Here is a 12,526-nt window from a genome sequence, read left to right on the forward strand (position 1 = left end):
CCCCTCCGCCAGTTAATAATTATAAAAAAATCAACTACTTATATCTAACTAACTGTTTTTACACAAAAACAGTCTAAATTCGAGCCAAATCGAGAATTGAGTACCATCTGGGCAATCATTTGTCAACATTGAAAAACAAAATTTTAATGATCAATTGGATGAAAATCTACGCATACTGATATTTAAAAGAATTCCAAATCCCACCATATTTGTAATAACGGATGAACCGCCATAAGATACAAGGGGTAATGGAACACCCACAACAGGCATGAGTCCCATGACCATTCCGATATTGATAAATATCTGCCAAAAAATCATGGTTGTGACACCAAAGGCAAGAATGGAGCCAAACATATTCCGACAATTATATGCAATGTTCAACCCCCAGAATAAAAGAAAAAAATAGAGTATTAAAAGGATGCTGCATCCTGCAAATCCCCATTCTTCTGCAAGAACGGATGCGATAAAATCCGTATGCTGTTCCGGTAAAAAGGACAATGCGCTCTGGGTTCCTTTTAAAAAACCCTTCCCTGTCAGCATTCCCGATCCAATGGCTATTTTGGATTGAATAATATGGTATCCCGCCCCAAGGGGATCTCTATCAGGATTCAAAAAGGTCAATATCCTGAATTTTTGATACTCTTTTAATGTAAACCAGACCAAAGGTACGGCAGCAAGACAGATACCTGACAATGTAAAAAATACCCTTTTTTCCACTTTGACAAACAGGGTAATTGAGCCTGCGATTAAAAGTAAAAGCAGCCCTGTTCCAAGATCCGGCTGGTTCACTATCAAAACAAACGGGATTGCACATAAAATAGCCGGCTTAATCAGTTTCCTGAAATTGAGTCCGGTCTGGGAAGCCGAAGTTGAATAGGCAGCCGCAAGGCTTATAATCAAGGCAATCTTCATCAATTCAGATGGCTGAATCCTGATAAACCCTATAAGAAGCCAGCGTCTGGACCCACCGCCAATCTGCCCGAAAAGAATAACGCTGACCAAAAGTCCAACGCAGAGCGCATAAATAAGCAAATTCAATTTATCCAGATCTCTAAAATCAATCATCAATGTGATCATCATTACAATAAACCCTGCGCCCATCCAGATCATTTGCTTTTTAAAAAGGATGTGGACAACACCTGGGTCATGTCCGGTGGCCAGGGCACTGTATAAAATCACAAGACCAACAGAACTGATCAAAAGGATCAATACAACAAATCCCCAGTCAAAATTTTCTATCAGCCTCCTGTCAAACATTACTTACTCCGCTAATATTTCTTTTGTTAAAAAATTTTGCATATATTGTTTTATTAAAGCACCGGCAACAGGTGCTGCCGTACTTGATCCATGCTCTCCATGCTCAATCATCACAGATATCGCAATAACAGGATTTTTGGCAGGGGCATAACAGACAAACCAGGCATGATCCCGCAAAGAATATTCCAGATTTTTAAAATCAATTTTCTCCCCTTTTTTAACACTAAAAACCTGAGCAGTCCCTGTTTTACCAGCGATTTCAACATCTTTCAGCCGAATTCCTCTTGCCGTTCCCCGTTTCCCCTGAACCACTTGTAAAAGTGCATTTCGAACTATATCCAATGTCTCTTTGCTCGCGGGCAGGCCGCCTGTAATCTCAGGTTCAATTTTCTTTACAATTTTTCCATGGGTGTTTTCAATAGTTTTAACGATTCTTGGCCTGTATAAAGTCCCACCATTTCCCACGGCAGCAATCAAAACAGCCATTTGCAACGGTGTAACTAGGTTGTAGCCCTGCCCTATTGCCACAGACAGTGTTTCTCCTCCTTGCCAGGATTCATTGTATCGTTTCTTTTTCCAGGCCGAGGTTGGAATGAGTCCTTTTCTTTCATTTCCAAGCATAATACCTGTTCTCTTCCCAAGTCCACAGCCCATTGCATACTGTGCCAGTGCATCCACACCGACTTTTTCTCCTGCCTGATAATAAAAAACATCACAAGATTGTATAAGCCCGTCAGTTATATCCATCTCTCCATGCCCATATTTTTTCCAGCACTTATAAACTCTATTGCCATATTTAAAAAATCCCGGACAAAATACACTGGTATTTATATCAATATGTTTTTCTTCAAGCGCTGCAAATGAGGTGATTATTTTATACGTGGATGCCGGAGGATATTCTGCTTGAATCGCTTTATTGCTCATTGGTTTACCCGGGTCACTAATCAATACATCCCATTTTTTCTGGCTGATACCGCCAATAAAATCGTTTTGATCAAAACTTGGGCTGCTTGCCATTACAAGAACATCTCCATTGTCAGGATCAATGGCCACGACAGCCCCGTCCTTATTTTCGAGCAATTTCTCTGCGGTCTTTTGCAGATCAAGGTCCAATGTAAGGTCTAAATCAAGCCCTGCAACGGGTTCGATAGTTCTCAAAACCTTAATCGTCCTGCCATTGGCATCGACCTCTATTTGTCTTCCCCCCCGTTTTCCCTGTAGATACTTTTCAAAACTTTTTTCAATACCATATCTACCGATTGAATCTCCTGTCTTAACGTTGGGATATCTACCGCTTTTCAATTCCTGGGTGTTTATTTGTCCTAGATATCCTAAAAGATGTGCAGCAGTTTTTTTATAAATATAATGTCTTGTGGGCTCTATATCGACATGAATCCCCGGCAGATCAAATTTATGAGCTTCTACTATGGCAAGCTGATCCCTTGAGATATCACTTTTTAATATTATAGGTTTATAAAAAGTTCCCTTTCCTGCCCGGGCAATACTGTCCATAAGTTCTAAGAAAGGCACCCGAATCAATTGGGCAACTTTTTCAACAGTGTTTTTAACCTCACCCGCATCTTCAAGCACAATTTTAAGATTAAAAGAAGGCCTGTTATCAACCATCAATTTTTTATTTCTATCAAATATAAGACCGCGAGATGATTTAATACTTTTAAGCCGTACGGCATTTTTTTCAGATAAACGTCTGTACTCCTCACCCTTAATAACCTGAAGATATATCAACCGCAAAAAAAGAAGAGCAAAAACAAACAAAATGCATACACTTGCACCGATAAGTCTTTGCTTTATCCAATCTCTATCCGGATTTTTGCTGAATGGGTTCAACTTTATCCTTTCTACTTTTGAGTCATCTGTTTTTTCATTAATCTTGTTACAAAGATCCAGTTTTGCCAGAAAATATTTACCAACCAGATACTGGGTGGGATAAAAACAAAACCCCAGAATGCCTGTCGCATCAAAAGACCGAAATCAAATACCAAAATGGTGTTATGGCCTTGCTTGACAAAGACTGAAAATAACAACAACCCCTGCTGGATGAATACGGATACAATACTGATGATAAGAATAAAAATAATGCTTTGTTTAAAAAGTAATTGTTTGGCTAAGAATACGAGTATATAAATCCATAAATACGAAAAAACATGATAACAAAATGGGACTCCGGAAATACTGTCCATGATGCAGCCAATAATAATGATGGCAACCACTATTGAATAGTGGGATGAAATAAGGCTTAAAAAAAGAATATCAATGATCAGCAGATCAAAACACTGGGCAAACCAGGAAAAAGACGGCAGAACAACCGTTTGAAGAACAATTAAAAAAAACGTGAAAATGATGAAAAACAATGCATTCATTATTGAACAATCTCAAAATAATTCAACGGATTCCTTTGGTTAATTTGCCATTTTTAAATACAAGGACTTCTTCTATTTTATCAAAATCAACACTGGTCTCTATACTGATATCCTGAAAAAGTTGAGAATGGACCTTAGTCACTTTTAAAATTCTGCCGATTTTAAGCCCTTTGGGAAACACTTGATCCAACCCCGATGAAATAATTGTTTCTCCCTGCCTTACCTCATCCTTTCTTAATGCATACACAAAGGAACAATTATCCTCATTGTTTCCTTTTACAATACCACGGACACGGGAATTCTGGACAAGAGCATCAACAGCCGAATTTCTATCCGTAATCAAAAGAACCCTGGAATAATTTTTTGCAACTTCGATTATTTGTCCGACGATTCCTTCGGAAACAAGAACAGGACTTCCTTTTAGCACATCATCTTTTGCACCCTTATCAATCATAATAGTTTTAAACCATGGAGAGGGGTCTCTTGCAATGATCTGAGCGGCAACATATGTATCAGAAACTAATCCTGTGAAATTAACAAATTTTTTAAGCCGGATATTTTCGAGTTCCAATTCTTCACACCGATTTTTAATTTCTATTGCTTTTCCAAGTTGCTTTTTAAGTTCAATATTCTCTTTAACGGCAAGAACCGCTATAAAGTATGTGTCCCAGACATTTTGAGTAAAATAAATGGTTTTGGTAACTGCTAGCTGGAAAGGAGACGTAATGGAAATGAATACTCGCTCAATGCTGTTGACCGGCAATGATTCTTTGCTGCTCATGGTTATTACAATAAAATTGATTGCAATAAATAGAGCAAGCCCAACAAAAATAAGCAGTTTGCGTGAAAACATTAAATCAGCGAATGACTACTTCTTTCAAAATCTCAATATTATCAAGGGATTTCCCACAACCCAGGGCAACAGTAGACAATGGATCATCGGCGACAATAATGGGAAGTCCGGTTTTTTCTTTCAGCAGTTTATCCAAATTTTTCAGCAAAGCACCACCACCGGTTAAAACAATTCCGGAATCAACAATATCTGCTGCAAGTTCAGGAGGTGTCTGTTCAAGTGCAATGCGAACTGTTTCAACAATCGCATCAATTTGTTCGGAAATGGCAACCCGGACTTCCTCGGAATCAATGGCAAGTATTTTAGGGATACCGGATACAAGGTCTCGGCCCTTGACCTCAATGGTTTCAAGATTTTCAGGATCAGGATATGCATTCCCAATGGTTGTTTTGATTATCTCTGCAGTTCTCTCACCAATGAGAAGATTATATTTTCGTTTTATATGCTGGCTGATGGAAGCATCCATCTTGTCACCGGCAACCCTTAACGATCTTGTATAAACGACACCGGCAAGGGAAATAACGGCTGTTTCCGTTGTTCCTCCGCCGATATCAACAACCATATTACAGGTAGGTTCGGTAATGGGAAGGCCTGCACCAATCGCTGCAGCCATGGGTTCTTCAATCAGAAACACTTCCCTTGCTCCCGCTGATTCTGCCGACTCTCTAACCGCTCTCTTCTCAACCTGGGTAATACCGGATGGTACGGCGATAACAATTCTAGGGCGAACAAGGGTTTTCCTGTTATTGTGAACTTTTCGGATAAAATGCTTTAACATTGCCTCAGTGACCTCAAAATCAGCAATCACACCATCCCTCATGGGTCTTATGGCGACAATATTACCCGGTGTACGCCCCAGCATCCTTTTTGCTTCAGCGCCCACAGCAAGCACTTTACTTTTTGCCCCATCCGTTCTAACGGCAACAACTGAAGGCTCACTTAATACAATTCCTTTTCCCTTAACATAAACAAGTGTATTTGCAGTCCCAAGATCAATGGCCAGATCATTGGAAAAAGCTCCAAGTAAAGAGTCTGTTATAAAATTCATTTTACCTCATTATAAGAAAAATATTTATAAATTGTATTTAAACACAAAAGATCTTATTAAAAGTTATTTGCTAACAGACTTAACTATTTTTTACAAGTCCAAAAAGCCTTAGTACACAATATTTTATATTAATTGCGAATAGATTAAATCATGTATTTGCGGACGAAATTTTTTTAACCCCTCATTCAATCTTAACGGGTGTACCCTGTTGGTTAAAAAAATAATGATCAATGATGTCACAGGATCAATCCAGAAAGAGGTGCCTGTAAATCCAAGATGACCCACAGATGAGGATGAAAAAAATTGACCTGAAGAAGAATCCTTTTTAGAAGGGGTATCAAATCCTGCAACCATATCACATTGACTTTCCTTTTGTACAAAGGCTTTTATAATATCAGGGGACAGGACTTTTGTCGGTTTGTTTAGCAATGCATTCAATATTTCACAGCAAAGTTTATATATGGAGCCGGCATCACCGAAAAGTCCGGCATGGCCTTCTATTCCTCCAACAGCCCAGGCATTATCATCATCCACTTCACCCTTAAGAAGTTTTTTTCTCCAGGGACATTTCTGGGTGGCAACAATTTTTTGGCGATACGTGTTCAGTTTTTCATTCTTCAGGTCCAGATCTATGAAAAATAAATCATCAATCCCAAGGGGTGAATAAATTTGTTCTGTAACAAACCGATCCAGCCTTTGGCAGGCTGTTTTCTCAATGATCCATGACAGGACCATAAATCCTAAATCACTGTAAACCTGACACACATCAATTTTGTTCTCAAGTGCCTCACGAACAAGAAGCTGTCTGAGATATTTTCTTGGATTTGCATCTGTTTTTATGATTTTTTTAAAATATTCACGATGGGCGGGAAATCCTGAGGTATGTCTGAGCAGCATATCAATGGTAATATCTGCTTTTGGGGATGCCTTAAATTCTTTTAGAACTGACCCGATCTTCTGATCCAAAAAGACCTGATTTCTCTCAATAAGCTTGGATAAAGCCAATGTTGTTGCCAAAGGTTTTGTTAAAGAGGCGAGGTCAAAAATACTGTCTGTCCTCATTTTTCTTTTTTCAAAGATATCAGTCATCCCATAAGATTCATGGAAAACAATTTTCTGATTTACAGCACACAATAGAACCGCTCCGGGGAAAACACCTTGTAAAATCGCCTGTTCTACCTCCCTGGAAATGCTGTCCTTGCCCATATGCATTAAATCCAGTGAATTTTTGCGATTTTTTTTGTATCCATCTCAATATCTATTCCCATGTATAAGGGCAAATTAACCTTTCCATGGCCGGAATCCAAACCTGAAAGAATCGGGACATTGTATGGGTCAAATATCTCTGACAATATTTCTTCTATATACTCATCATTGTCACAGTCTTTAAAAACCCCGGTAATCACGCCCTGAATTCCTTTAAACAAACCTGCCATTTTCATCTGTGTCAGCATTCGGTCAATTTTATAGGCCGGTTCTCCAATGTCCTCCAAAAATAAAATACTATCCTTAAAATCCGGTTGAAACCTTGTACCCAAAAGATGGGATATAGTTGAAATGTTCCCTCCCTTTAATACACCTGTACACTCACCAGGCTTGATGATTTGTCCATTTGTTATTTCGATTTTATCAAAAGAACCCATTAAAATTTTATAAAACGAATCAATGGTCTCTTTTTGAGCAGTGGCAAATGAAACCACAGTGGGTCCGTGAATAACCGGAGTCCCTGTTTCACTGATGATAGACAATAATATTGCCGTACTATCAGAAAACCCGATAAATGGTTTGGGATTTTGTTTGATCCTCTTCCAGTTTAAGTGATCCAGGATTCGCATCGCACCAAAACCGCCCCGGGCACAAATGATTCCATCTATATCAGGATCTAAAAAAAGGTTGTTAATAACAGATGCCCGCAACATATCATCGCCTGCAAGATACCGCTTCTTTTTAAAGATCTCTTTTGGGACTTTAACCTTGAATCCCAAGTTCTCTAAAATCTGAATTCCCAGATTTAATTTCTCAATATCAAAGCGTGCAGATGGCGCACAGACACCTAATGTGTCACCGGATTTTAAAGGAAAGAGTCTTTTCATAGGATTAGTGATTTCCCTAATTTAAGCTCAAGCTTACAAAAAAATTTATTTGCCCCCCTCATTCCCTGACAGGCTATGGATTAATTCGGATTGAGGGATACAAACCATTCCGCTCTCCTGTTCTATAAGGCTGAATAATATTAAAGGATATGTTTTGATCATCCTGTGCATGACCCCGTTTTTCGCCGTTGTTAAATAAAGCACCATTTGCCAATAGAATCTGATGAAGCCTTCGCCTGAAGCCATCAATAAAGACAGAACCCATACCCTTAAAAACCATTTTTCCCAGTCTCAGGGTATCCCGTACTTCAGCAAGATCATCCAAAGCAATCGTATGATCTTTTATGTCCTCTTTAGAACCGATAAACCCCCATATCAGGTGTTCATCGGGTATTTCGAGCGGAATATCAGGATCTATTATGGTGTGCGGCATCACAATACAGCCTTCACCAATTTTTATTCGTGCATCGGGTTTTCCATTTAAAAATGAATTAAAGCCGACAAAAGTATCAGGGCCAATATCAGAATGGATTATTTTTCCACCATGAGCTGTTATACAGTTTTGCGAAAGATTTGAATGAATAATATAGGTGTTTTCCTGGGCATTAGAACCATCTCCCATTACAGCATTATCCAAAAAAGCCCGTTGAGCGACCAGAACATTTTCACCAATGCGTGTTTTACCCAGAATCACGGCATATCTGTTGACAGCAGAACTGTCCGGGGCTTTAATTGGTTCAAGATTCATTACATCAAATAATTTTTCATAATCATGTTCTCGTTCTTTAACAAAATCATAGATGATCCCACGGGGTTGATATGAAGAGTTTACCCCGACAAAATTATCTAAAATATCCTTTTTAAACCTATATTTAAACTCAAAATTAGGACTTCGTACCCACACGGTTCCGGGATCAATCTTTCTATGGAAAAGCTCACCCGCCTGAACATACGCAAATTCACCCACAATGCAGGAATGAAGATTCATAAGATCCACGGTTGCAAAAGGACCTAAAAAACAGCCTTCAAGAGTTGTACCGTGAATGTTGACATAATGAGCTGAAATGGTATTGTGGATACCAAATTGTTCGGGACTCTCAAGATTGTGGGAGTTGCTGTGAACAAGGGTTTTATAAAGAAGACTATCCCTGATGGTAATCATTTCATCTTCAACAAGAGGAATATCCTTTGCACAACGGATATTGTCCCCCTTTCTTTTTAATTCATCGCCCCTTACATCACTTTTATAAATGGCAGATCTTCCCACATAACATTTTCCAAGGAAATAACTGCCCGCAACATTTGAATTTTTAAAATGAAAATAAATGGGATGACGAGATGTAATTCCATAAAATGCGTAAAACTTTAACAGTTTTTCAAAATCAATGGAATCTGTTACAAAATTCTCAGTATCAAAATCAAACTCGCTTAAATTAACATTAACACGACTGATAATTCGATCAATAAGCTGCTTCATCTGTTTCATGGTTATAATCCTCTTTATAAAAGAAATTTCTTTTAAATCTTATTCAATCATTTAACAAACAAAAAAACCCATACCATAGAAATATGTAAGAGACAAGAATATAAGGGCTATTAAGATTAATTCATAATAATTGTTTTATTAAATGGGCCGTCCGACCCCTATTGGGGCAGATAATCTTCCCTTAAAGGAGAAAACACTTCAATAGCCACAGAATCTTCAATAACTTCAGCCCAGTGTTCTACATCCCCTTTTATGGACCAGGTATCTCCCGGTTCTGCAATAAACTCTTCTCCGGCAATGAATAATTTCATTTTTCCTGCGACCATGAATCCTGTCTGCTCCTGGGGGTGAGAATGTCTGGGCAATGCACTTCCTTTTTTCAAATGAAATCGTGTCAACAAACTGTTATCACCATATACAGACGTTTTCATTTCTACCCCGTCAACGGGTGTTAAAAAATCTTGTGAATCATACTTTGCAAACATTATTTTTCCCTTTAACTAATTTTTGTTATCTTTCTTTGTATTTGTATTTTCATCATTTTGACAAATTTTACCAAAATTGCAATACTACTCTCTATTTAAATTAAATTGGATGAAAACTTAAATGAGCATAAATAGTCCCAAAATCCTTGCCCCTGCAGGTGATAAAAATTCTTTTCTTGCAGCCATTGCTGCTGGTGCCGATGCAATCTATTGCGGCCTGAAAATATTTTCTGCACGGATGGAGGCCCAAAACTTTAGTATCGAAGAGTTGGCAGGTTTGACAAAGCTTGCCAAATCCAGACACATCGACGTATATATTGCATTTAATTCTATTATAAAGGAATCTGAACAGGAAAAAGTCTTTAATATCCTTTGCAAACTCTGCAAATTTGTTGATTTTGATGCCCTGATTATTCAGGATCTCGCCATGATTACACTGGCAGGCAAAGCCGGTTTTAAAAAAGAATTTCACCTCTCTACTTTAGGTAACTGCACCTTCCCTTCCGCCTTGAGAACATCAAAGCAATTGGGATTCAAAAGAATCGTTCTACCCAGAGAATTTACCATTGATGAAATGAAAAATATGGCCCAAAATACTCCTGAAGACATTGAGCTTGAAGCGTTTATTCATGGGGCTTTGTGCTATTGCATTTCAGGACGATGCTATTGGAGTTCATGGTTTGGCGGGAAAAGCTCCCTGCGGGGCAGATGTGTTCAGCCCTGCAGAAGAATGTATGACCAGAAAGGTCACAAAAAAAGACATTTTTCATGTATGGATTTTTCTGCTGATGTATTGGTGAAAGTATTAAAAACAATTCCACAAATTACTACCTGGAAAATTGAAGGGCGGAAAAAAAGCCCCCACTATGTTTATTACACGGTTAAAGCTTACAAGCTCTTACGAGATGACCCCAAAAAGAAAAAAGAAGCACTTTCATACCTTGATTATGCCATGGGAAGAGAATTTACCCATTATAATCTTTTATCCCAAAGGCTGATGAATCCTTTGGATCACTCATCGGAAACTGGGTCCGGGCTTTTTGCAGGCAGAATAAAAAATCCTGCCTCACCCTTTTTTATCACAAGAGAAGCCCTCTTTCCTTCAGATCTTTTAAGAATCGGGTTTGAAGATGATCCAGCCCACAATATTCAAAGAGTCACACGGGCTGTACCCAAAAAAGGAAAGTTTTATTTAAACAAAAAATCTAAATTTAAACTGAAAAAAGGAACCTGTGTCTATATCATTGACCGGAGAGGACAGGAACTTGCCTCGGTTATTAAAGCGCTTGATGCTGAACTTTCTGACTTGGAAAAAACAACGATTCGACCTGCTGAGAATAAATATAAGGCGACTCACCCCCAAAAAGCTGTAAAATCAAAAACCAGGGTACAGGAAATCGCTGTTTCAAGGGGTAAGCTTCGACAAGTGCGCGCTAACACCCAGACGGGTGTATGGATTTCAACCCAGGGATATTCTGCGCCTCCTTCAAGCAGGAACTGGTTATGGCTGGATCCTGTTTTATTTCCGGGTGAAGAAAAAATATGCTTTGACACCATTGCCAAAGCCATAAAAAAAGGGGCAAAAAACTTTGTTTTAAATGCCTTCTGGCAAGTCTCGCTTTTTAAAAATCCAAAGCAATTAAATTTATGGGCAGGCCCTTTTTGCAATATTACCAACAGCGCGACGGTGAATCTTTTAAAACAACAGGGATTCTCCGGTGCCATTGTCAGCCCGGAACTTGACCAGGATACATTCTGCTCTTTGCCGCAAAAATGCAACCTGCCGCTCGGTATTGTTATTTATGGCAACTGGCCATTGGGTATCTCAAGAATTATTTCAAATGATCTAAAAACAAATCAGGCGTTTACAAGCCCTATGGGTGAAACCGGCTGGATAACTAAACACAACAATAATTATTTTGTTTTTCCCAATTGGTACCTGGATCTAACTTCCAAAAAAGAATTGCTGGAAAAGGCCGGGTTTTCACTCTTTGTCAACATCCATGAAACCATACCCCGTGGTATTAAAATAAAAAACCGGCCCGGGTTATGGAACTGGAACCTCAAACTATTGTAATATAAATTTTTATTGCTATTTAAAAAATGTCAACAATGCATGCAGATTCGTCAGAGGATGTGGAGGGCAGCCCGGTATAAACAGATCCACAGGCAAAATGGTGTCCAGACCCTCTGTGATTTCAGGACTTCCCAGGAAAGGACCACCTGTTATGGTGCAGCTTCCCACAGCAATGACAACTTTTGGTTCAGCAATTGCTTCATATGTTGTCAACAATGCTATTTTCATATTTCTGGATACAGGTCCTGTCACAACAATGCCATCGGCATGACGGGGGGATGCAACAAAATTGATACCAAACCTGGCAAGATCAAAGAATGGGGTTGCCAATACGTTTAAATCCGCTTCGCAGGCATTGCAGCCAGCTGCGGATACCTGCCTGAGCTGTAAAGACCGGCCAAACAGTTTTTTAAAGTGCTGTTTGGAGTGTTCGGCAAGGGAGGGAAGATCTCCATCCGTCAGCAAATGTTCTTTTTTGGAAGTAGAAATTTCAAAATCATCTGTAAAAGTAATAAAGGCCCCTTTGGAAATTTTTTCACATGTCCCGCAGAATACACACCGGCCCATATCAATTTTTTTGAGACCTATATCAATGGCATCCTGCGGGCAGGCCTTTGCACACGCTTCTACTACATCAGACGAAACATCTTTTTGTATAATTGGTTTGCCTCGATAACGGGCAAATACGGCAGGTTTTTCTTTAGGGTAGCCACAGGTTCTGCAACCCTGTTCAAATCTATTTTTAAGTGTATTGAGCATTTAAAACTCTCTATATAATTTTATATATTTTATGATCAAAGATCAAATCCTCAATAAGAAAGATTAAAACTTTTATTATTCAAATGA

The 12,526-nt window shown here is 38.9% G+C and carries 11 protein-coding genes; 1 reads left to right on the forward strand and 10 read right to left on the reverse strand.

The window, feature by feature from the left end; all coding sequences use genetic code 11:
- Window positions 1–150: 150 nt before the first annotated feature.
- From rodA to K8S13_RS23900, 9 genes are all read right to left on the reverse strand, one after another.
- Window positions 151–1,257 (reverse strand): rod shape-determining protein RodA, encoded by a 1,107-nt coding sequence (rodA, locus tag K8S13_RS23860; RefSeq protein ID WP_291466230.1) that lies wholly within the window; start codon window positions 1,255–1,257, stop codon window positions 151–153.
- A 3-nt stretch (window positions 1,258–1,260) separates the two neighbouring features.
- Window positions 1,261–3,105: a penicillin-binding protein 2 gene (mrdA, locus tag K8S13_RS23865; protein WP_291466231.1), complete on the reverse strand. Its 1,845-nt coding sequence runs from the start codon at window positions 3,103–3,105 to the stop codon at window positions 1,261–1,263.
- 11 nt (window positions 3,106–3,116) lie between these two features.
- On the reverse strand, window positions 3,117–3,638 hold the full coding sequence (locus K8S13_RS23870) for a hypothetical protein (RefSeq protein ID WP_291466232.1): 522 nt from the start codon (window positions 3,636–3,638) through the stop codon (window positions 3,117–3,119).
- A 22-nt stretch (window positions 3,639–3,660) separates the two neighbouring features.
- Window positions 3,661–4,491, reverse strand: coding sequence for a rod shape-determining protein MreC (mreC, locus tag K8S13_RS23875; protein ID WP_291466233.1), 831 nt, complete (start codon window positions 4,489–4,491; stop codon window positions 3,661–3,663).
- Window positions 4,492–4,495: 4 nt separating this feature from the next.
- The gene (locus tag K8S13_RS23880) at window positions 4,496–5,539 is read right to left on the reverse strand and encodes a rod shape-determining protein (protein WP_291466234.1); all 1,044 of its coding nucleotides are present in this window, start codon (window positions 5,537–5,539) and stop codon (window positions 4,496–4,498) included.
- A gap of 123 nt (window positions 5,540–5,662) precedes the next feature.
- Window positions 5,663–6,745, reverse strand: a complete 1,083-nt coding sequence (locus K8S13_RS23885; RefSeq protein ID WP_291466235.1) for a serine hydrolase — start codon at window positions 6,743–6,745, stop codon at window positions 5,663–5,665.
- Between the two features lie 5 nt (window positions 6,746–6,750).
- Entirely contained in the window at window positions 6,751–7,632 is an 882-nt protein-coding gene (locus tag K8S13_RS23890; protein WP_291466236.1) for an LD-carboxypeptidase, read from the reverse strand.
- Window positions 7,633–7,705: 73 nt separating this feature from the next.
- Window positions 7,706–9,118: a transferase gene (locus K8S13_RS23895; RefSeq protein WP_291466237.1), complete on the reverse strand. Its 1,413-nt coding sequence runs from the start codon at window positions 9,116–9,118 to the stop codon at window positions 7,706–7,708.
- Between the two features lie 158 nt (window positions 9,119–9,276).
- On the reverse strand, window positions 9,277–9,603 hold the full coding sequence (locus K8S13_RS23900; protein WP_291466238.1) for a cupin domain-containing protein: 327 nt from the start codon (window positions 9,601–9,603) through the stop codon (window positions 9,277–9,279).
- A gap of 121 nt (window positions 9,604–9,724) precedes the next feature.
- Here K8S13_RS23900 and K8S13_RS23905 point away from each other — a divergent pair, with 121 nt between their 5' ends.
- On the forward strand, window positions 9,725–11,680 hold the full coding sequence (locus K8S13_RS23905) for a U32 family peptidase (RefSeq protein WP_291466239.1): 1,956 nt from the start codon (window positions 9,725–9,727) through the stop codon (window positions 11,678–11,680).
- 15 nt (window positions 11,681–11,695) lie between these two features.
- On the opposite strand, the gene nuoB is transcribed toward K8S13_RS23905, so the two are convergent.
- The gene (gene nuoB / locus K8S13_RS23910) at window positions 11,696–12,439 is read right to left on the reverse strand and encodes an NADH-quinone oxidoreductase subunit NuoB (protein WP_291466240.1); all 744 of its coding nucleotides are present in this window, start codon (window positions 12,437–12,439) and stop codon (window positions 11,696–11,698) included.
- Window positions 12,440–12,526: the final 87 nt, after the last annotated feature.

The organism is Desulfobacula sp. (genome assembly GCF_021107415.1).

Coding starts and splice junctions, on each gene's coding strand:
- mreC (WP_291466233.1), bottom strand. CDS start 4,491: ATGTTTTCACGCAAACTGCTTATTTTTGTTGGGCTTGCTCTATTTATT.
- nuoB (WP_291466240.1), bottom strand. CDS start 12,439: ATGCTCAATACACTTAAAAATAGATTTGAACAGGGTTGCAGAACCTGT.
- K8S13_RS23905 (WP_291466239.1), top strand. CDS start 9,725: ATGAGCATAAATAGTCCCAAAATCCTTGCCCCTGCAGGTGATAAAAAT.
- K8S13_RS23895 (WP_291466237.1), bottom strand. CDS start 9,118: ATGAAACAGATGAAGCAGCTTATTGATCGAATTATCAGTCGTGTTAAT.
- K8S13_RS23900 (WP_291466238.1), bottom strand. CDS start 9,603: ATGTTTGCAAAGTATGATTCACAAGATTTTTTAACACCCGTTGACGGG.
- K8S13_RS23885 (WP_291466235.1), bottom strand. CDS start 6,745: ATGGGCAAGGACAGCATTTCCAGGGAGGTAGAACAGGCGATTTTACAA.
- K8S13_RS23880 (WP_291466234.1), bottom strand. CDS start 5,539: ATGAATTTTATAACAGACTCTTTACTTGGAGCTTTTTCCAATGATCTG.
- K8S13_RS23870 (WP_291466232.1), bottom strand. CDS start 3,638: ATGAATGCATTGTTTTTCATCATTTTCACGTTTTTTTTAATTGTTCTT.
- rodA (WP_291466230.1), bottom strand. CDS start 1,257: ATGTTTGACAGGAGGCTGATAGAAAATTTTGACTGGGGATTTGTTGTA.
- K8S13_RS23890 (WP_291466236.1), bottom strand. CDS start 7,632: ATGAAAAGACTCTTTCCTTTAAAATCCGGTGACACATTAGGTGTCTGT.